The organism is Novosphingobium resinovorum (assembly GCF_036352595.1).
Classification (GTDB): domain Bacteria; phylum Pseudomonadota; class Alphaproteobacteria; order Sphingomonadales; family Sphingomonadaceae; genus Novosphingobium; species Novosphingobium resinovorum_B.
This window is the reverse complement of the sequence record NZ_JAZFAX010000017.1, coordinates 44,952-65,158: the sequence shown is the minus strand read 5'-3', so window position 1 is coordinate 65,158 and position 20,207 is coordinate 44,952. Positions and strand designations below refer to the sequence as shown.

Here is a 20,207-nt window from a genome sequence, read left to right as displayed (position 1 = left end):
CCTCACGGGTTGGTTTTTTGGAGTACCGTTTATGAAGAAGATCCTTGTTTGCCTCGCCGCAGGAACCGCGATGGCTTCGGCCGCCCCGGCCTTCGCGCAGGACGTCGCCCCGGTCGATCCGTTCTCGCAGTTCCACGTCGAGGCGCTTGGCGGCTACGACATCACCAAGGCGGGCAGCAGCATCGACGACGACGCCAACGCGGACAACGACCAGTCGATCGACGGCTTCACCTACGGCGTCGGTGCGGGCTACGACTTCCGCTCGGGCAACCTGGTGTTCGGTCCGGAAGCGGAAGTGACCTGGTCGACCGCCAAGACGAAGTTCGATGACGGCGACTTCGAGGGCTTCGGCATCGGCAACGTCAAGACCAACCGCGATCTCTACGTCGGTGCCCGTGTCGGCTACGTCATCAGCCCGAAGACGATGATCTACGCCAAGGGCGGCTACACCAACGCCAAGTTCGACGTGCGCAGCACCTTCGGCACGGTCGAGACCAACCGCGACATCGATGCCGACGGCTGGCGCATCGGCGCGGGCGTCGAGCAGGCGGTGACCAACAACGTCTTCGCCAAGCTGGAATACCGCTACTCGAACTACAGCAAGGGCGAGATCGACTACACCGGCGACGTTCCGGACAGCCAGCGCTTCGACCTCGACCTCGACCGGCACCAGATCATGGCCGGCGTGGGCGTGCGTTTCTAACGCTTAGACGGCCTCATGGCGAGGGAAGGGCGGGGCTGGGAGGCTCCGCCCTTCTTTCATCTGAGCTTCGCGCAGCCGATCAGCGCCGCGTCCATTGCCGAGGCGGCGCCCGGCAGTTCCCAAGTGTTGGAGAACGGCCGCCCCCGTGCGTCGCGGGCGCTGACCGTCATGGACCGGGCCGAGCGCATCGCGGCGATCACCGCGGCGTTGTCGCCGTTGCTGCGGGGCCAGGCGTCGCCGCCGCCGCCGGTCAGCTGCAGCCGCCGGTCCCCGATCCGCAAGCTGATCGCGGCCCCTTGCGCCAGCTTGCGCGACAGCCGGAAATGGACCTGGCCGCGCGCGCCGCGCCGGGGCCAGGTGCCGATCGCGGCATAAGGCTGGTAATCGCGCTGCATGGCGCTTGGCGCGGCCATGGCGATGGCGTAGCAGCGCGGCACCAGCGGATCGCGAAACGCCCCCCAGCCGCCATAGAGACCCAGGCTCTCGCGGGCTTGTGCGGGTACGGCCAGGGCCACGCACGAAAGCGCAAGGAGCGCTGTCAGCCGAGGGGATTTCAAAACAGGCTCCACAGCGGGTTCTTCGGATCGGCCAGCAGCTTGATCGTCAGCGCGAAGGACATGACCACCAGCAGCGGGCGCACGCCCTTGCCGCCGAACCGGATCGCCAGGCGCGCGCCGACCTGGTTGCCCGCGACATTGGCGATGGCCATCCCGGCGCCGAGCAGCCAGATCACCTTGCCGCCGGCGATCATCGCCGCCAGCCCGGCGATGTTGGTCGAAAGGTTCAGGAACTTGGTGTTGGCGATCGCCCGCACGAGGCCGAGCCCGCCCAGCGCCACCAGCGCCGTCGTCAAGAACGAACCGGTGCCGGGGCCGAAGTAGCCGTCGTAGAACCCGATCACGCTCGCTACCAGGGTAAGGCCCACGCGTCCCATCCGGGCATGGCGATCGACCTCGCTCATCGGCGGGGCGAGGAGGAAGTAGAGCCCCATCGCGATCAGCAGCACCGGTACGAAGGCGGCCAGGAACGCCGGGTTGGCGAACTGCACGGCAGTGCCTCCCGCCACCGATCCCAGGAAGGCGCCGAGCGCGGGAAGGGCGAAGGCCTTGAGATCGACATGGCCGGCGCGGTGGAAGGTCAGGAAGGCGGAACCCGTGCCGATGCAGCTCTGCAGCTTGTTGGTCGCCAGCGCCGCGACGGGCGGGACGCCGGCCGCCATCAGCGCCGGGATCGTCAGCAGCCCGCCGCCGCCCGCCAGCGCATCGACCCCGCCGGCGAGAAAGGCGACGGCGATCAGGAACAGGATGGCGTCGATGCCCAGTTGGGCCATGCCCGGATCGATCACGGGTAACTCACCGCCATGACCTCCCACTCCTTCTCTCCCGAGGGGAGCCGGACGGTGCGCAAGTCTCCCACCATCGCGCCGCGCAGGGCGCGGGCGATCGGGGCGCTCCAGCCGATGCGGCCGGCCGAGGCGTCCTGCTCGTCGTCGCCGACTATGGTGAGGGTCAGGCGCTCGTCGTCCTCGTCGGCGAGTTCGACGGTGGCGCCGAAGAACACTTTGCCGCGCTCGGCCTGCGTCGCGGGATCGACCACGCGCAGCGCCTTCATGCGGCGCGCGAGGAAGGCCAGTTCGCGGTCGATCTCGCGCATGCGCTTGCGGCCGTAGAGATAGTCGCCGTTCTCCGAACGGTCGCCGTTGCCCGCCGCCCACGAGACGATCTCGACGATCTCCGGGCGCTCCTTGCCGAGCAGGTGGTCGTAGCGGGCGCGCAGCGACGCCATGCCTGTGGGGGTGATCGGGGGACCGGCGGGTTTCATGCCGCCGCGTCTAGGGCTTAACGGCGGCGAGTTGAAGCCTTGTCTTGGCGATCGCCCTCAGCCGGGCGCGCGCTTGCCCGGCATCAGGCGGCTGAGCTTGTTGGCGCCGTTGTAGTCGGACTTCTCCGGATACATCGTCTCGTAGACCACCGCGTTCTCCAGCACGCGCTGCACGTAGTTCTTGGTCTCGTAGAAGGGGATCTGCTCGATCCAGTCGATCCAGTCGATGCTGCCGGTGCGCGGGTCGCCGTTGGCGCGCAGCCACTTGTTCACGTTGCCGGGCCCCGCGTTGTAGGCCGCGATCGCCAGCGGCAGCGCACCGCCGAAGTAATCCTTCACCCGGCGGAAATAGGCATCCCCCAGCTGCAGGTTGTACGATGGGTTGGAGATCAGCGCGTCCTGGTCGTAGGAAAGGCCCATCTTGCCCGCCTGCTCGCGCGCGGTGCCGGGCATCAGCTGCATCAGGCCGCGCGCGCCGGCGTAGCTGAGCGCGTTCTGGGCGAACTGGCTCTCCTGCCGCGACAGGGCATGCACCATCGTCCAGTCGGTGCCGGGCGGGTTGGGCACCAGCGGGAAGGAGATCTTGCCGAACTGGTCGAAACCGCCGGCATGCGCGCTCTGGCCCATGATGACGGCAAGGTCGCGCCGCCCGATCTGCTGCGCCAGGTCGGCGACCAGCACATAGTCCTCGGCGGTTTCGGCCTGGTCGGAAATCTCGCGGTAGAACTGGACGCCGGTGCGCCAGTCGGCATCGCGGGCGACATCCCGCACGGCCTGGGTGATCGGCAGCGTCGCGAACGAATTGCGCTGGGCCAGGCTTGGCACGGCGCTGGGCCGGGTGTCGAGGTTGGGGATCGGACGGCCGAGCCGTTCGAGCGAAAGCTGTCCGTAGAAATACTGCGGATACTGCGCCGCCATCTCGAAGTAGCGGTTGGCCGCGGCCGTGTCGCCACCGATCGCGGCGGCGCGGCCGGCCCAGTAGAAGCCCTTGGAGCGCGTCCCCGGCGTCTGCGCGGCGGCGCCGTAGCGGTAGAACAGCGGCGCCGCGCGGCGCGGATCGCGCAGCGACCACAGCGCCTTGGTGCCGCCCAGCCAGACGAGCGTGGTATAGTCGTCACGCACCCGGAACGACTGGCGCGAGACGTCGGTGCCAGGGGCGAAGGCATCGTCGATCGAGGCGGCGATGCGCACCGCGCTGGCGTCGTCGGCGCCCTTGGCGGCGGTCAGCAGTTCGCGCACCCACAGCTCCGGCTGCGGCACCGGGCCCGCGAGCGGCGGCCGGTTGGCGAGCAGGCTGATCGCGCCGGGCAGGTTGCCCGAACGGCGCGCCTGCACCGCGCGGTTGTAGACGTAGCCGGGGTCCGAGCCGATCGATGCGGGCAGGGTCATCCCCAGCGTGCCCGGCGCCGAACCCTGCAGCAGGGTCAGCCGCTCCATGAATTCGGCGCGGCGGGCGGCGGATACGAACGAGATCTGCCGTTCGGCCTGGGCGGTCTCGCCCTGCCACAGCAGCGCGTCCATGCGTGCGTCGTGGTCGGCGGTGGTGAACTGGCCCCGGTAGAGGCCGAGGAGGGCGGCCTCGTCGGCGTCGATCAGCGCGCCCTTGCGCCAGGCGGCGACCGCACTGGTCGCCGCGTCGGCCCGGCGCAGCGTGGCGAGCGCCACCGCATAACGCCCCGCCGCCCGGCTGCCGAGCGGCGCGAAACGGTCGAAGTAGCCCACCACCGTCTGCGGCGCGGGCGATTCGGTGAGCAGCGCCTTTTCGGCGAAGCCCCGGATCTTGTCCTGCTGCGGATAGCCCGGATACGTCAGCAGGAACGAGGTATAGGCCGCAAAGCCCATGCGGTCGTTGGTCGAGAGCAGCTTCCAGCGGTCGATCGACTGGTGAACCACCATGTCATGGCTCTGCATCGAGGCGCTGCGCGCCGCGTCCCACTCGCGCCCGTCCTGCAGGGATTGCGCAAGTGCGGGCGAGGCGATGACGGCGAAAGAAATGCTCAGCAGAAGGTGAGGTGCGCGCAACATGCTGGACATTTTCGGGATAGGCTCCTTATCAGGCGCTGAACGTGACGTTCGGCAGCCGGGGTTGTTCCCGGTCCGGGCGATCATTGAGCATCGCTAAGAGGTAAAGTCCATGTTCTCCGGCTCGATTCCCGCGCTTGTCACACCGTTTCGCGACGGGGCGTTCGACGAACAGGCTTTCCGGCGGCTCGTCGACTGGCAGATCGAATCGGGCTCCTCCGGGCTGGTTCCCTGCGGCACCACCGGCGAGAACTCGACGCTTTCCAACGCCGAGCATCACCGCGTCATCGAAGTCTGCATCGAGCAGGCGGCGGGCCGGGTGCCGATCATCGCCGGTTGCGGCAGCAACGACACGATGAACGCGCTGCTGCACATGAACTTTTCCAAGAAGTGCGGCGCGGCGGCCGCGCTGCTGGTGGCGCCTTACTACAACCGGCCCAGCCAGGCCGGCCTGCTGGCGCACTTCAGCTACCTGGCCGAGAACAACGACCTGCCGATCGTGCTCTACAACGTGCCCGGCCGCACCGTGACCGACCTGCTGCCCGAGACGGTGTGCGAACTGGCCCGCCGCTTCCCCGGCCGTTTCGTCGCCATCAAGGACGCCAGCGGCGATCTCAGCCGGGTGACCGATCACCGCATGGGCATCGGCAAGGACTTCGTGCAGCTTTGCGGCGACGACGAACTGGCGCTGCCGTTCAACGCGGCGGGCGGCGTCGGCTGCATCTCGGTCACCGCCAACGTCGCGCCCGCGCTCTGCGCCGAGTTCCAGGCCGCCTGCGCCGCCAACGACCTCGAGAAGGCGCGCGAACTGAACGACCGCCTCTACCCGCTGCACTACGCGATGTTCGAGGACAGCTCGCCGGGCCCGTGCAAGTACGCGCTGGCGCAAGTCCACGACTGGATCGAGAACGAACTGCGCCTGCCGCTCGTCCCTTGCAGCGAGGCGGCATGCAAGTCGGTGGACGAAGCGCTGGTCCACGCCGGACTGGTCTGATCCGGCGCAGCTTCGGGGGCGGCAGGGCCGCCCCCGGAAGAGCGGTCCTCGGTCCGGCGGGTCAGTCGGCCGGGTTGTACCGCTGCACGAAGCGGATCGTCGCCGCCAGCATCTGCTTGCGGGTTTCCTCGCGCGATAGCCAGTGGTCCTCGCCCGCCAGGGTGACCAGTTCGTAGGGCTTGCCCGCGTCCTTGAGCGCATCGGCCATGACCGTGCTCTGGCGATAGGGCACGACGGTATCGTCCTTGCCGTGGATCAGCAGCACCGGCGCGTCCGCCTGCGCGGCGAAGCGGCGCGGAGAGGCCGCGTCGAAGCCCTTGCGGTCGCCCAGCTGCTCGTCCAGCGAGCGGCCCAGCATCCGCGAGCCCCCGCTTTCGCGCACGTCGGTGTCGTACATCAGTTTGATGTCGGCGACGCCGGCCACCGATACCGCGCACTTGTAGAGCCCCTGCTGGATCGTCACCCCGGCCAGCGCCGCATAGCCGCCGTAGCTGGCCCCGACGATGCAGGCGCGCTTGGCATCGACGATCCCGCGCCTCGCCAGTTCGGCGAGGCCGTCGGAGATGTCGGTCTGCATCTTGCGTCCCCACTGGCCGTCGCCGGCATGGCGGAATGCATCGCCGCGCCCGGTCGAGCCGCGAAAATTCGGCTGGAACACGGCATACCCGCGCGAGGCGAAGGCCTGCGGCCACCAGTCGAAATCGGGCTTGTCTTAGGCAGCGGGTCCGCCGTGCGGCAGCATGACCACCGGCAGCCCCTTCGCCTCGCGCCCCGGGGGGAGGGTGAGGACGCCGTCGATCCCCAGCCCGTCCTGCGCGGTGTAATCGACCTGTGAGATCGCGCCGACCTGTTCGGGGTTGATCTCGGGGCGCTCGTTGGCGACCGGATCGGCCCGGCGCCGGGCAACGTCGACGATGTACCAGGTGCCGCTGTCCCCGTTGCCGCTGGTGCGCAGCAGGACTTTGGCGAAGCCCGGAGTCCAGTCGACCAGCCTGACCTCGCGCCCGGCGAAAGCCTTGAAGATGCGGGTGAGGGCGCTCTGCTGCGCGGGATCGTCCATCACCGTGCGCGGCACTTCCTCCATCGTGCGGTAGCCGATCAGGTTGCCGGTGGTGCGGTCCACGAAGAGCCGCTCGACCGGCACGTCGCGCAAGTATTCCTGCGGCGTGCCGCCCGTGAGCGGCACCTCGAACCAGCGCTGCACGCCCGCGTCGTCCTCGATCCGGTAGATCACGCTCGATCCGGCGCGGCCGAAGGCGACGAGGCTGACGTCTCCGGTGGGATCGACGCCGCGCGCCAGCTGCAGGCCGCCCTGCGTGGAGATCGTCCACACGCCGTTGGTCTCGGCAATGTCGAGCGTGACCGAAACCGCGCCCGAAGCATCGATCAGCCAGTCGCGATAGTGGTCCTCGGGCGCGGGCCTCGCCGCCACGCGCGGCTTGTTGCTGGCGATGTCGACGGCGTAGAGCGTGGTCCGGCCATGCGCCCAGCGCGGTTCGTTGCGATCGCTGGTGTCGAGCGCGATACCACCGAAATAACCTACCGTACGCCCGTCGATCGTGCGCATGCCATAACGGCCGCGCGTGGCCTTCACGATGCCGCGCGACTTGCCGAAGACCAGGCCTGCTCGTTCCCGGCCTTGAGCGGGATGAGCACGGTGCCGTTCATCTCCGACTTGTCGGTGGTGAAGCCGAACAGCGGCACGGTGACGCTGCTGGTGAGCAGGACGGTGTCGTCATCGGCCCAGTCGATGCCGCGCACCTTGCCCTCGCCGGTGTCGGCGTTGAAACGGACGTTGCCGTCCTTGTCGACCACCAGGACGTGACGCTCGCTGCCGAACCGGGTGACGCTGGCGATGAGATCGCCGTTCGGCGAGATCGCCGCATCCTCGACGCGCGGCAGTTCGCCGTAGGCCTCGATCGGTGGCGGTTCGACGGCAGCCGCCGCCGGAAGGGCCTGCAGGACGAAAAGAGCGGTCGGAAAGGCCGCCCGCAGCACAGAACGCATACTCGATGATTCCCCCGAATTGGCTGCGGATATTCCTGCAGTTCCCGGCATTTGCAACGCCGGGTTGATCCACGCCGCGATGACATTTCGTTCATCGTCGTGTCCTGCCTGCCGCCCGGCCGTGCCGCTTCGTGACGCGGGGAGGGGTTCTCGCGCTAAAGCGGAGCAAAGGGGCGTTTTCTTTTGCCGCGCACATCCCTACATGCGGCAGACTATGGCACGCCCCCAAAACTCCGTATTCGACAAGTTCAAGACCGTTGCGGAAAACCGCAAGGCGCGCTTCGACTATTTCATCGAGGACAAGTTCGAGGCCGGCATCGCGCTGACCGGCACCGAAGTGAAGTCGCTCCGTTTCGGTGAAGGCTCGATCGCAGAATCCTTTGCCGAGATCCGCGGCGGCGAATGCTGGCTGGTCAATGCCAACGTGCCCGAGTTCAGCCACGGCAACCGCTTCAACCACACGCCCAAGCGCCCCCGCAAGCTGCTGCTGCACGAGCGCGAGATCTCCCGCCTGCAGGGCGCGGTGGAGCGCAAGGGCATGACGCTGGTGCCGCTGTCGATCTATTTCAACAGCCGGGGCCGCGCCAAGGTCGAACTGGCGCTGGCCAAGGGCAAGAACGCCGCCGACAAGCGCAACACCATCAAGGACCGCGAGTGGAAGCGCGACCAGGCCCGCATCATGCGCGACCACGGTTGAGCGGCCGGTGAGCGCACTCCTCCATCGCCTGTCGGCCTTCCTTCACCGCCAGATGCCGACTCACGCCCAGCTCGAGGCGAATCGCCTCACGGCGCCTTTCGCGCGGCGGCAGGAACTGTTCCGCTTCACGCGCCGCTCGGTCCCGCGCGGCATGGCGGTGGGCATGTTCATCGGCATCTTCGCGCTGATCCCGGGCGTGCAGATCGTCGGCGCGGCGCTGATGTGCGTGCCGCTGCGCGGCAACATCCCGCTTGCCGCCGCCGTCACGTTCGTCAGCAACCCGGCGACGACGCTGCTCATCATCCTGCCGCTGGCGGTGTCGATCGGCAACAGCTTCGGCTATCATGCCGACATCGGCACCGTGCGGCACATGGTCAGCGAAGGTGCGGGGCTGGAGCAGTGGTGGCACTGGCTGCTGTCCGATACCGCGCCGGCGGTCGTGATCGGCCTGTTCATCCAGTCGGTCATCGCCGCCGCCGTCAGTTACGTGCTGACGGTATGGTTCTGGCGCTGGTGGATCGGTCACAAGCACCGCGCCCGGGCCCACCGCCTCGGCCGCCCGAACGCCGACAAGACCCGCCACGAACCTGCGTCGGGGCCCGCTGCATGAGGCCCGGCGTGCAGAAGGCGGGCTCCAATGCCGATCTTCTGGTCGTCGCCGTCGCCTTGCTGCTGAGCGTGCTGCTGGTCTGGCTCGCATCCGGGGATGCGGTGCTGATGGCGGTGTTCCTGGCCGCCGTGCTCGCCTTTTCCGCCGTCGCATGGAGCCTCTCGCGCCGCCGTGCTCCGGCGGCGGAAGCCGAATTCGCGCTTCCCGACTGGTCGGTCACCGTCGCGGGGATCGAGCGGCCGGACATGGCGGTCGCGGTCACCGACCGCGCCGGGCGGATGACCTGCGCCAACTCCGCGTTCGAAAACTGGTTCGGCCCTGCCGGTGCGCCGCCCAGCCTGCCGGTGCTGCCGGCCTCGCTCGAACGGCTCGCCGATGCCACTCGCCGCGCCTGGCGCGATGGTCACGGCACGGTGGAGATCGCCAACGAGGATGGCGTCCACTGGCGCGCAGACGTGCGCCGGGCCGGACGGGGCGACGACTTCCTCGTCTGGCGCATCACCCCGATCGGTGCCAGCGATCCGGTCGGCGAACTCGTCGCGCAGCTTGACGGCAAGTTGGGGCGCGGGCTTTCCAAGGCCGGCATCGCCGCCGCACTGGTCGATCCCGACGGCACCATCCGCGCCGCCAGCGCCGGCTTCGCACTGCGCGCCACCGGCGATCCGAACACCGACATGACCGGCGCCGACTTCGTCGCCCTGCTCAGCCAGGAAGAGGGCGAGCGGATCGGCTGGGCGCGCGAGGGCGGACGCGGCGGCGCCCTGGTGCTCTACCATGTCCCCGTCGCCGATCCCGATCGCGCCGACGATACCGATCCGAACACCACCCCCTCGCTGATGCTCGTCGTAGAGGCCTCGCAGGGCATCGGCACCGGAGGAGGCGGCACCGGCTCCGCGCCGCACCTCGAAGCCTTGCTGAGCCAGCTCCCGCTCGGCCTCGCCATGGCTGACCGGGACGGGCGGCTGCTCTTCGCCAATCCTGCGTTCATGCGCGCGGCGGGGCAGGAGGGGCAGGAGCCGCCGACGTACCCCACCGACCTCGTCGTCAAGGAGGACAAGCGCGCGCTGTCCGAGGCGATCCGCCGCTTCGCGCAGGGGCCCGCCGCCGCCGGCGACCTCGCCATCCGCCTGACCAGCCAGCCCGACGATCCGGTTTCGCTCAGCCTGGCCGGCGTGCGCGGCCTCGGCGATGCCGCCGTGTTGCTCGGTCTCACCGACACGTCCGAGGAAATGCGTCTCAAGCGCCAGGTCGCGCAGGCCACCAAGATGCAGGCGGTGGGCCAGCTGGCGGGCGGCGTCGCGCACGATTTCAACAACGTGCTCACCGCGATCCTGGGCACCTGCGACCTCATGCTGATGCGCCATACGCCCGGCGATTCGGACTATGACGACATCCAGCAGATCCGCGCCAACTCCAACCGCGCCGCCTCGCTGACGCGCCAGTTGCTCGCCTTCTCGCGCCAGCAGACGCTGCGTCCCGAAGTGATCCAGGTGCCCGATGTGGTGGCCGACGTCTCGCAGATGCTGCGCCGTCTGATCGGCGAGAAGATCCAGCTCGCCGTCACTCACGACCGCGATCTCGGCCCCGTCCGCGCCGACCCGACGCAGCTCGAGCAGGTCATCGTCAACCTCTGCGTCAACGCCCGCGACGCCATGCAGAGCCATGGCGGCAGAGGCGGCGGTGACGGTGCCGGCAAGCTGACGCTCGCCACCCGCCGCGTCACCACTACCGACGTGCGCGCGATGCGCTCGGAAATCATTCCGGCGGGCGAGTACACCGCGCTCATCGTCGAGGACACCGGCGGCGGCATCCCGCCCGAGATCCTTGGCAAGATCTTCGAGCCGTTCTTCACCACCAAGGAGCAGGGCAAGGGCACCGGCCTCGGTCTTTCGACCGTCTACGGCATCGTCAAGCAGTCGGGCGGCTTCATCTTCGCCGAGAGTGAACCGGGCAAGGGCACGCGCTTCACCGTCTACCTGCCCGTCCATCACGCCGCCCCCGGCAGCGCGCCGGACAAGGCGATCGCCGCGCCGGCCCCGCCGCCGACGCAGTGGGCCGGCGGCGGCTCGATCCTGCTGGTCGAGGACGAAGACCCGGTGCGCATCGTCGCCGAGCGTGCGCTGACCCGCCAGGGCTACCAGGTGACTTGCGCCCGCGACGGCGAGGAGGGCCTGGAACTGGTCGAGGAGGGCGGCAAGTTCGACCTCGTCGTCTCCGACGTCGTCATGCCCACGCTCGACGGCCCGGCCATGGCGCGCGAGATCCGCCGCTTCGCGCCGGACCTGCCGGTGCTGTTCATGTCGGGCTATGCGGAGGAGCAACTGCGCAAGCAGATCGGCATCGCCAATGCCTGGTTCATGCCCAAGCCGTTCTCGGTCCAGCAGCTCTCCGAAAAAGTCGGGGAAGTTCTGGCGCAGACCGTCAAGGGCTGATTCCCGCGTTAAAAAACGGAAATTCGCCGAAGTTCTCCTCTTGTTCACGGAGAACAAAGTAGATACACGTCCTGCCATGACGTTGACCTTTCCGGTCACGCCGGTAGCAGGAGGGTAGTGACATGGCTGCTCAGCTCAAGCTGATCCAGGAAGGCAAGGAAAAGGACGCAATGGACCGTCAGAAGGCGCTCGAAGCCGCGCTTGCGCAAATCGACAAGGCGTTCGGCAAGGGCTCCGCGATGAAGCTGGGCTCGAAGGAGACCATGCAGGTCGAAGCGATCTCCACCGGCTCGCTTGGCCTGGATATCGCGCTCGGCGTCGGCGGCCTGCCGCGCGGCCGCGTGATCGAGATCTACGGCCCGGAAAGCTCGGGCAAGACCACGCTGGCGCTGCACTGCATCGCCGAAGCGCAGAAGACCGGCGGCACCGCCGCCTTCATCGATGCCGAACACGCGCTCGACCCGGTCTATGCCAAGAAGCTGGGCGTCAACATCGACGAACTGATCGTCTCGCAGCCCGACACCGGTGAGCAGGCGCTGGAAATCGTCGACACGCTGGTGCGCTCGAACGCGATCGACGTGCTGGTGGTCGACTCGGTCGCCGCGCTCGTTCCCCGCGCCGAAATCGAAGGCGAGATGGGCGACAGCCACGTCGGCCTCCAGGCCCGCCTGATGAGCCAGTCGCTGCGCAAGCTGACCGGTTCGATCAGCCGCTCGCGCTGCATGGTGATCTTCATCAACCAGCTGCGCATGAAGATCGGCGTCATGTACGGCAACCCGGAGACGACCACCGGCGGCAATGCGCTCAAGTTCTACGCCTCGGTCCGCCTCGACATCCGCCGCACCGGCGCGATCAAGGACCGCGACGAAGTCGTCGGCAACGCCACCCGCGTCAAGATCGTCAAGAACAAGGTCGCCCCGCCGTTCAAGCAGGTCGAATTCGACATCATGTACGGCGAAGGCGTCTCCAAGATCGGCGAAATCCTCGACCTCGGCGTCAAGGCCGGCCTCGTCGAGAAGTCGGGCGCGTGGTTCAGCTACGATTCGATCCGCATCGGGCAGGGGCGTGAGAACGCCAAGACCTACCTCAAGACCAACCCCGAAGTCTGCGACCGCCTCGAAAAGGCGATCCGTACCAAAACCGACGGTCTGGCGGAGGAAATGATGGTCGGGCCTTCCGAGGGCGACGACTGATAAAGCGAAAGGCCCCGGCAGGAATGTCGGGGCTTTTTGTTTGGGAAGAGGTTTAATGGGAAATGCGAGGGTTAATACCCTCGCGCTCCCGGGAATGTCGGCCTTGCGCCTTGCAGCAGCCTCGGTCTGTGGGGGCGGGCGCAGCGCTTCGTTCTACTGCGGCGAAGCCGCCTTCAAAACCGATATAGCCTGCGGCGCTTCAATGCGCCCCCAACGCCGCTGCACGCACAACGACGACAGGTAACGGGGGGGCAGGGGGGCTATGCTCCCCTGCTTCTTCTTCCCTCTTCTTCCGTAACCCACTCGCCACTATGGTGCAAAAACCGGCGTATCATCGCAATTCCCGACCAGTCTGACCGCAGACTCCCGCTTGCCGCCGCGCGCGGTGTCCATTATCGGCGCAAATCATGCAGACTACGAATGACATCCGCCGGTCCTTCCTCGACTACTTCGCCAGCAATGGTCATGAGGCCGTGCAGTCCGCGCCGCTCGTTCCTTACAACGACCCGACGCTGATGTTCGTCAATGCGGGCATGGTGCCGTTCAAGAACGTGTTCACCGGCCTGGAAACCCGCGCCACGCCGCGCGCGACGTCCTCGCAGAAATGCGTGCGCGCGGGCGGCAAGCACAACGATCTCGACAACGTCGGCTACACCGCGCGCCACCACACGTTCTTCGAGATGCTCGGCAATTTCTCGTTCGGCGATTACTTCAAGGAGCAGGCGATCACCCATGCGTGGACGCTGCTGACGAAGGAGTGGGGCCTGCCGGTAGAGAAGCTGCTGGTCACCGTCTACCACACCGATGACGAAGCCTTCGACTTGTGGAAGAAGATCGCCGGCCTGCCTGAGCAGAAGATCATCCGCATCCCCACGAAGGACAACTTCTGGGCGATGGGCGACGAAGGTCCGTGCGGTCCGTGCTCGGAAATCTTCTTCGACCATGGCGACCACATCTGGGGCGGCCCTCCGGGATCGCCGGAAGAGGACGGCGACCGCTTCATCGAGATCTGGAACCTCGTGTTCATGCAGTTCGAGCAGTCTGCGGGCGAGATCGTCGGCAACCTGCCCAAGCCCTCGATCGACACCGGCATGGGGCTGGAGCGCATCTCCGCCGTCATGCAAGGCGTGCACGACAACTACGATATCGACACCTTCAAGGCGCTGATCGCCGCATCGGAAAGCCTGACCGGCGTTGCCGCCGAAGGTGACACCCGCGCCAGCCACCGCGTGATCGCCGATCACTTGCGCTCCACCAGCTTCCTGCTGGCCGATGGCGTGCTGCCTTCGAACGAGGGCCGCGGCTATGTCTTGCGCCGCATCATGCGCCGCGCCATGCGCCATGCGCACCTGCTGGGCGCGCGCGATCCGCTGATGCACCGCCTGGTGCCCGCGCTGGTCGCCGAGATGGGCCAGGCCTATCCCGAACTCGGCCGCGCGCAGCCGCTGATCGAGGAAACGCTGGAGCGCGAGGAAGTGCAGTTCCGCCGCACCCTGTCGAACGGCATCAAGCTGCTCGACGAGGCGACCGCCGGCATGGGCGAGGGCGGCGAACTTCCGGGCGAAACCGCGTTCAAGCTCTACGACACTTTCGGCTTCCCCTATGACCTGACCGAAGACGCCCTGCGTTCGCGCGGCATCGCGGTCGACAAGGCGGGCTTCGACGCCGCCATGGCGCAGCAGAAGGCCGCGGCGCGCGCCGCGTGGAAGGGCTCGGGCCAGGCTGCCGACAGCGAAGTGTGGTTCGACATCGCCGAGCGCGAAGGCGCCAGCGAGTTCACCGGCTACACCTCCACCACCGGCGAAGGCCAGGTCGTGGCGCTGGTGAAGGACGGCAAGGAAGTCCAGTCGGCGAACGCGGGCGACGAGGTCGTCGTGCTCACCAACCAGACCCCGTTCTACGGCGAATCGGGTGGTCAGGAAGGCGATCGCGGCTCGATCTCCGGCGCGAACGGCCTCAAGATCACCGTAACCGACACCGCCAAGCCGCTCGGCCGCCTGCACGCGATGAGCGGCACGGTCGAGGCGGGCACGATCAAGGTGGGCGATGCCGTCGCCATGGCGGTCGATGTCGAGCGCCGCGATGCCGTGCGCGCGAACCACTCGGCGACGCACCTGCTGCATGCGGCGCTGCGTGGCCGTCTGGGCGACCATGTCACGCAGAAGGGCTCGCTGGTCGCGGCCGACCGTCTACGCTTCGACTTCTCGCACCCCAAGGCGCTGACCGAAGAGGACATCGCTGCGATCGAGGCCGAGGTGAACGCCGAAATCCGCGCCAACGAGCAGGTGCTCACCCGCCTGATGACGCCGGACGATGCCATCGGAGCAGGCGCCATGGCGCTGTTCGGCGAGAAGTACGGCGACGAAGTCCGCGTGCTCTCGATGGGCCGCCATTCGGGTGATCGTACTTATTCGGTCGAGCTTTGCGGCGGCACCCACGTGCGCGCCACCGGCGACATCGGCGTGTTTCGCATCGTGTCGGAAAGCGCGGTGTCCTCGGGTGTGCGCCGTATCGAGGCGATGACCGGAGAGGGCGCGCGGCAGTGGCTGGTCGGCCGCGAGGATGCGCTCAAGAACGCCGCCAGCCTGCTGCGCACGACGCCCGAGGACGTGGAAGCCCGCGTCGCCGCGCTGCTCGACGAACGCCGCAAGCTGGAGCGCGAACTGGCCGAGGCGAAGAAGGCGTTGGCCCTCGGCGGCGGCGGCGCGAAGGCCGAGGCGGCTGACGAGGACGTGAACGGCGTCAAGTTCTCCGGCCAGGTGCTCGAAGGGCTCGACCCGAAGGAACTGCGCGGGCTGCTCGATCAGGCCAAGCAGCGCCTCGGTTCGGGCGTGGCCGCGATCGTCGCGGTGAACGAGGGCAAGGCGAGCATCGCCGCTGCCGTCACCGAAGACCTCACCGGCACCGTCAGCGCGGTCGAACTCGTCCGCAAGGGCGTCGAGGCGCTTGGCGGCAAGGGCGGCGGCGGCCGCGCCGACATGGCGCAGGGCGGCGGTCCCGACGGCGACAAGGCGGCGGATGCCATCGCGGCGGTCAAGGCGGCGCTGGCGGGGTGATCCTCTCGCGGCCCCGGGATTTCCCGAGGCTGCTGACGGTCTTCCCCGGATAAACCGTCGGCGAGGGCGTCAAGCCGTGAACTGAGCGGTCCCAGACCCGGGACGACGGGAGCTGCAATGACGTCGATTGCCGAAATCGTCGCCGATATCGCCGAGCAGATGGGCGCCGAGACGGAGCGCGGCACCGTCGCCTCGTATATCCCGCCGCTTGCGCAAGTGCCGGTCGGCAAGTTCGGTATCGCGGTCGTCATGGCCGATGGCAGCGTCCATGCCGCCGGCGATGCCGACGAGGCGTTTTCGATCCAGTCGATCTCCAAGGTCTTCGCGCTGACATTGGCATTGGGTGCGGTCGGCGACCAGTTGTGGAACCGGGTGGGGCGCGAACCTTCGGGCAGCGCGTTCAACTCGATCGTCCAGCTGGAGACCGAGCATGGCATTCCGCGCAATCCCTTCGTCAACGCCGGCGCGATCGTCGTGTGCGACGTGCTGCTGGGCCGGCTGCAGCCGCGCGAGGCGATCGGGCAGATGCTGCGTTTCGTGCGCGAGCTGGCGGGCGACGATGACACCATCCGCATCGACGAGGCGGTCGCCCGCGCCGAGCAGGAGACCGGCTTTCGCAACATGGCGCTCGCCGACTACATGCGCGCCTTCGGCAATATCCATGGCGAGGTGGGGCTGGTGCTGGGCACCTACTTCCACTTCTGCGCGCTGGCGATGAGCTGCCGGCAGCTGGCGATGGCGGGGCGTTTCCTGATGGGCGACGGCAAGGTGGAGGGGCACCGCGTCGTCACCGGGCGGCGGGCGCGGCGTATCAATGCCTTGATGATGTCCTGCGGGCATTACGACAATTCGGGCGATTTCGCCTATCGTATCGGTTTACCGGGCAAGTCCGGGGTCGGCGGCGGGATCCTTTCGGTCGCGCCGGGGATCGCGAGCATCGCGGTGTGGTCGCCGGGGCTGAACGACGCGGGCAACTCGCATCTCGGGCAACTGGCGCTGGAGCGGCTCGTGCAGCGGACCGGGTGGTCGGTGTTCGAACCGCGCGGTTAGCGCTTGCGGCGGTGCGCGGAGATGCAGCTGACCACGCTCGCCACCACCAGCGCGAAGGCACCCAGTTCCAGCGGGGTCGGCAAGCGATGCTCCCAGGCGAAGCCGTAGAGCAGGGCGAACAGCGTCTCGAACAGGATCATCTGCCCCACCAGCGTCAGCGGCAGCAGGCGGCTCATCCGGTTCCACAGCGCATTGCCGACGATCGAGGCGAACAGCGCGACGCCGATGGAAACGCCGGCGAAAGTTAGCCATTCGGCCGGGGGGCGGCTCCAGTCGTCCAGCAGCAGCGAGAGCGGCAGCAACGCCAGCGCCTGTGCCCCGGTGACGAGGCCGGTGAGCAGGTTCCATTCGTGGACCGAAACCCGGGTGCGGGCAAGGCAGCGGGCATTGCCGATCGCGAAGGCGGTCCACGACACCAGCGCGCCGATCGCGCAGGCGAGGCCGATCGCCTGGCTTCCCGCCGCGCCGGATGCGGGGGCGGCGAGCGCCTGCCAGCCGATGCATACCGCGCCGCCCGCGCAGAGCAGCAGGGAGGGCGCCAGGCGCGCGAGCGGCACCGCATCGCGGTCGCGGCTGCCGATCACGGTCACGGCCACCGGCAGGAAGCCGATCACCAGCGATGTCATCGCCACGCCGCCCGCCTGGACCGCCGCTGACAGGAACACGTAGTAGAGCGTGTTGCCGGCGAGCGCGAGCCAGGCCAGGCTCAGCCACTCGCGGGGCTCGACCGCCGCGAGCACGCGGCGCAGGCGCGGCGCCACCAGCACGGCCGAGGCCGCGCCGTAGCACAGATAGCGTCCGATCGAGAGCTGCAGCGGCCCGAATCCGCGCACCAGTTCGGGTGCCAGGAACACCAGCCCCCACAGCGCGCCCGCGCCCATGCCGCTCAGAACGCCGCTGAAAGTGGAGCCGTCTTTGCGGTCTGGGGGCAGGGCGAGGTCCAAGGCAGCTTCCGTTCGTTGCGTGATCCGGGGGGATTACCACCAAGGCACCGGGGCGTGCGCTCTTGATTCGCGGTCAAAACGCAACAAAAGCTCGCATATGCCTCGCAAGTCCGCCCCGATCGACGATTTCGACCGCGCCATCCTGCGCATCCTCCAGCGTGACGCGCGCACGCCGCAGCGGACCATCGGCGAGGCGGTGAACCTCTCGGCGGCGGCGGTGCAGCGCCGGATCGCGGCGATGGAGCAGGCAGGGGTGATCGCGGGCAACGTGGCGCTGGTCGATCCGGCGGCGCTGGGTCTGACCGTCACCGCCGTGGTCGAGGTGTTCCTGCGCGACGAGCGGACCGCCAGCATCGACCGCGCCAAGGCCCTGTTCCGCGAAACCGCCGAAGTGCAGCAGTGCTACTACACCACCGGCGGGACCAGCTTCGTGCTGGTGATCGTGACCGGCGACATGCGCAGCTACGAGGAACTGACGCGGCGCCTGTTCTCCGATCACGAATGGGTGGCGAGTTTCCGCACGCTGGTGGCGCTCGACCGGGTCAAGAGCGGGATGGAGGTGGTGGTGCGGTGAGGGAGGGGGAGCGGACCTGTTCCCACGGCGCTTCGTCATCCTGAACTTGTTTCAGGATCCATCGGGCGATTGGCATCCGAGCGTGGTGGCTCGAGCCGCCATCTCGATTGGCGGATCACAAACTGGGCCATCGGCCTGATGGACCCTGAAACAAGTTCAGGGTGACGGCGGATTTGGGTGGGAAGCGGTCATCCGTCATCCTGGCGCATGCCGGGATGACGAAAAAGGGAGCAAAACCCCCCGCCGCCCGGTTACGCCGATTCCCGCAGCTGCCCCGATTTCAGCGACGGCTTTTCCGCCAGTCCGCCGCGTTCCATGATCATTTCGCGGAATTCGTCGCGCTTCTCGTGGATCGAGGCGATGATCGGGCCCATCGCCACGCCGGTCTCCACCAGCGCCGCCTCGGAGAGCTGGAGCGAGCTTTCCAGTGTTTCCGGCACCGCATAGCTGGCGCCGGCGCGGTAGAGCTGGGCAGCGTGGTCGGCGTCGCGCGCGCGGGCGAGGATCGGCAGGTCGGGGAACTGCAGGCGCAGCTTGCGCACGATGCGCTGGGCGGTGACGGGCTCGTCCATGGTGAGGATCACCGCCGCCGATTCGGCCGCGCCGAGGCGCAGCAGTGCGTCGCCGCGCCCGGCATTGCCGAACGCCACCGTGTAGCCCAGCCGCCGTCCGTGGGCGACGAGATCGGCATCGCTGTCGACCGCGAGGTAAGGGCGGCCATGCCGGGTCAGCATGTCGGCGACGAGATGGCCGACGCGCCCGAAACCGACGATCAGCGTGCGCGGCTTGCCGTCGTCCCCGATGGTCTCGCTCCCGCGCGGGGGGGCTTCGGCGCCGTCCACGCGCTTTGCCATGATCTTGCCGGCGAGCGCCAGCAGCGGCGTGACCGTCAGCCCCAGCGCGGTGACGATCTGCCAGAACTGCGCGGTTCCGGGCTGGATCAGCTGCGCCGATCCCGCCGCCGTCAGCACGATCAGCGTCGTCTCCGAAGGGCTCGACATCAGGATGCCCGCCTCGGTCGCGGTGCCGCGCCGCGCGCCCATGACCCGCAGCATGACCCCGGTGACCACTGCCTTGAGGATGATGACCACCACCGTCGCGATCAGGATCGAGCCGAGGTTCTCCCACACCACGGCAAGGTCGATGCTCATGCCGATGGTGATGAGGAAGACGCCGAGCGCGAGGCCCTTGAACGGCTCGGTGATCTGCTCGACCTCGGAATGGTACTCGGTCTCGGCGATCAGAAGGCCGGCGACGAGGGCGCCGACGATCGGGGAGAGCCCGGCGGCGGCGGTCGCCAGCGAGGCGACGATCACCACCAGCAGGCTGGCGGCTAGGAACAGCTCCGGGCTCTTGGTGCGGGCGGCCTGCGCGAACAGCGGCGGCAGCAGGTAGCGCCCGAAGATCAGCAGTCCGCCGACCACCACGGTCCCCCACAGCAGCGTGTGCAGCAGTTCGTCGACGCCGCTGCCCGCATGGGGGCCGAGCGCGCCGAGCAGGAAGATGATGGGGACGAGGGCGATGTCCTCGAACAGCAGCATGGCCAGCGCGGCGCGGCCGACCGGCGTGGTCGCCTCGGTGATCTTGAGCACCAGCGCGGTCGAGGACAGCGCTAGCGCCAGGCCCAGTGCCATCGCCCCGGAAAAGCTCTGCCCGATCGCTGCGAGGATGAAGGTCAGGGCGGCGGCGATGAAGATCAGTTCGAGCGAGCCCAGCCCGAAGACCATGCGCCGCATCTCCCACAGGCGCGCGAAGGACAGCTCCAGCCCGATCGAGAACAGCAGCAGAATGATGCCGAACTCGGCGAAGATGTCGAGCCCGTCGGGGTCGGTGATGGTGACGTAGTGCAGCCAGGGCTGGTCGAAGACATGGCGGCCCATGCCGAACGGGCCGACCAGCAGGCCGACGAGGATGAAGCCGATCACCGGGGTGATGCGGAAACGGTTGAATACCGGGATGACGATGCCCGCCGCGCCCAGGATCACCAGGGCGTCGGACATGACGGGGGAATAGAGATCGCTGCTGCCTGCCATGCGAGGCAGCCTAGGGCCTGCAACGTCCTGCGACAATTGCGCTGTCGCTATTCGCGCAACTTCACTTGGCG

At 68.1% G+C, this 20,207-nt stretch carries 18 protein-coding genes; 9 read left to right on the top strand and 9 right to left on the bottom strand.

Translation table 11 applies throughout. The features are described 5' to 3' along the window. Nucleotides 1-31 precede the first annotated feature (31 nt). Nucleotides 32-703 (top strand): outer membrane protein, encoded by a 672-nt coding sequence (locus V2S85_RS16210; RefSeq protein WP_330703885.1) that lies wholly within the window; start codon nucleotides 32-34, stop codon nucleotides 701-703. Nucleotides 704-759: 56 nt separating this feature from the next. On the opposite strand, the gene V2S85_RS16205 is transcribed toward V2S85_RS16210, so the two are convergent. From V2S85_RS16205 to V2S85_RS16190, 4 genes are read right to left on the bottom strand one after another with little or no spacing between them, the layout of a single operon-like run. After that, entirely contained in the window at nucleotides 760-1,218 is a 459-nt protein-coding gene (locus V2S85_RS16205; protein WP_330703884.1) for a hypothetical protein, read from the bottom strand. Nucleotides 1,219-1,256: 38 nt separating this feature from the next. Then, nucleotides 1,257-2,048: a TSUP family transporter gene (locus V2S85_RS16200; RefSeq protein WP_330703883.1), complete on the bottom strand. Its 792-nt coding sequence runs from the start codon at nucleotides 2,046-2,048 to the stop codon at nucleotides 1,257-1,259. Continuing rightward, entirely contained in the window at nucleotides 2,045-2,524 is a 480-nt protein-coding gene (gene greB / locus V2S85_RS16195) for a transcription elongation factor GreB (RefSeq protein ID WP_330703882.1), read from the bottom strand. Before greB ends, V2S85_RS16200 begins: the two co-directional genes overlap by 4 nt. A gap of 57 nt (nucleotides 2,525-2,581) precedes the next feature. Further along, entirely contained in the window at nucleotides 2,582-4,558 is a 1,977-nt protein-coding gene (locus V2S85_RS16190; protein WP_330703881.1) for a lytic transglycosylase domain-containing protein, read from the bottom strand. 100 nt (nucleotides 4,559-4,658) lie between these two features. Here V2S85_RS16190 and dapA point away from each other — a divergent pair, with 100 nt between their 5' ends. Next, nucleotides 4,659-5,540 (top strand): 4-hydroxy-tetrahydrodipicolinate synthase, encoded by an 882-nt coding sequence (gene dapA, locus V2S85_RS16185; RefSeq protein ID WP_330703880.1) that lies wholly within the window; start codon nucleotides 4,659-4,661, stop codon nucleotides 5,538-5,540. A gap of 61 nt (nucleotides 5,541-5,601) precedes the next feature. On the opposite strand, the gene V2S85_RS16180 is transcribed toward dapA, so the two are convergent. The 3 genes from V2S85_RS16180 to V2S85_RS16170 are packed head-to-tail and all read right to left on the bottom strand — an operon-like array spanning nucleotide 5,602 to nucleotide 7,547. Then, complete coding sequence (locus V2S85_RS16180) at nucleotides 5,602-6,198, bottom strand: alpha/beta hydrolase family protein (protein ID WP_330703879.1); 597 nt, start codon at nucleotides 6,196-6,198, stop codon at nucleotides 5,602-5,604. A 54-nt stretch (nucleotides 6,199-6,252) separates the two neighbouring features. Beyond that, a complete protein-coding gene (locus V2S85_RS16175; protein ID WP_330703878.1) occupies nucleotides 6,253-7,134 on the bottom strand; it encodes a hypothetical protein in 882 nt (293 codons plus the stop codon). Then, nucleotides 7,131-7,547, bottom strand: a complete 417-nt coding sequence (locus tag V2S85_RS16170; RefSeq protein ID WP_330703877.1) for a hypothetical protein — start codon at nucleotides 7,545-7,547, stop codon at nucleotides 7,131-7,133. Before V2S85_RS16170 ends, V2S85_RS16175 begins: the two co-directional genes overlap by 4 nt. A 214-nt stretch (nucleotides 7,548-7,761) precedes the next feature. Between V2S85_RS16170 and smpB the strand changes: the two genes are divergently transcribed. The 6 genes from smpB to V2S85_RS16140 all read left to right on the top strand — a co-directional run bounded on the left by smpB (nucleotide 7,762) and on the right by V2S85_RS16140 (nucleotide 16,585). Further along, nucleotides 7,762-8,244 carry an SsrA-binding protein SmpB gene (smpB, locus tag V2S85_RS16165; RefSeq protein WP_330703876.1) on the top strand — a complete coding sequence of 161 codons (483 nt, stop codon included), beginning with the start codon at nucleotides 7,762-7,764 and terminating at the stop codon, nucleotides 8,242-8,244. Nucleotides 8,245-8,251: 7 nt separating this feature from the next. Beyond that, nucleotides 8,252-8,854 carry a DUF2062 domain-containing protein gene (locus V2S85_RS16160; protein ID WP_330703875.1) on the top strand — a complete coding sequence of 201 codons (603 nt, stop codon included), beginning with the start codon at nucleotides 8,252-8,254 and terminating at the stop codon, nucleotides 8,852-8,854. Next, nucleotides 8,851-11,286 carry a hybrid sensor histidine kinase/response regulator gene (locus tag V2S85_RS16155; RefSeq protein ID WP_330703874.1) on the top strand — a complete coding sequence of 812 codons (2,436 nt, stop codon included), beginning with the start codon at nucleotides 8,851-8,853 and terminating at the stop codon, nucleotides 11,284-11,286. Before V2S85_RS16160 ends, V2S85_RS16155 begins: the two co-directional genes overlap by 4 nt. Before the next feature lie 122 nt (nucleotides 11,287-11,408). Continuing rightward, nucleotides 11,409-12,479, top strand: a complete 1,071-nt coding sequence (gene recA, locus V2S85_RS16150) for a recombinase RecA (protein ID WP_330703873.1) — start codon at nucleotides 11,409-11,411, stop codon at nucleotides 12,477-12,479. A 407-nt stretch (nucleotides 12,480-12,886) separates the two neighbouring features. Beyond that, nucleotides 12,887-15,535 (top strand): alanine--tRNA ligase, encoded by a 2,649-nt coding sequence (alaS, locus tag V2S85_RS16145; protein ID WP_330703872.1) that lies wholly within the window; start codon nucleotides 12,887-12,889, stop codon nucleotides 15,533-15,535. A gap of 117 nt (nucleotides 15,536-15,652) precedes the next feature. Next, on the top strand, nucleotides 15,653-16,585 hold the full coding sequence (locus V2S85_RS16140) for a glutaminase (protein WP_330703871.1): 933 nt from the start codon (nucleotides 15,653-15,655) through the stop codon (nucleotides 16,583-16,585). On the opposite strand, the gene V2S85_RS16135 is transcribed toward V2S85_RS16140, so the two are convergent. Then, on the bottom strand, nucleotides 16,582-17,517 hold the full coding sequence (locus V2S85_RS16135) for a DMT family transporter (RefSeq protein WP_419198208.1): 936 nt from the start codon (nucleotides 17,515-17,517) through the stop codon (nucleotides 16,582-16,584). The two genes, V2S85_RS16140 and V2S85_RS16135, sit on opposite strands and share 4 nt — an antisense overlap. Nucleotides 17,518-17,626: 109 nt before the next feature. Between V2S85_RS16135 and V2S85_RS16130 the strand changes: the two genes are divergently transcribed. Beyond that, nucleotides 17,627-18,103: an Lrp/AsnC family transcriptional regulator gene (locus tag V2S85_RS16130; protein ID WP_330703869.1), complete on the top strand. Its 477-nt coding sequence runs from the start codon at nucleotides 17,627-17,629 to the stop codon at nucleotides 18,101-18,103. 251 nt (nucleotides 18,104-18,354) lie between these two features. On the opposite strand, the gene V2S85_RS16125 is transcribed toward V2S85_RS16130, so the two are convergent. Continuing rightward, nucleotides 18,355-20,136 carry a cation:proton antiporter gene (locus tag V2S85_RS16125; RefSeq protein ID WP_330703868.1) on the bottom strand — a complete coding sequence of 594 codons (1,782 nt, stop codon included), beginning with the start codon at nucleotides 20,134-20,136 and terminating at the stop codon, nucleotides 18,355-18,357. Nucleotides 20,137-20,207 lie beyond the last annotated feature (71 nt).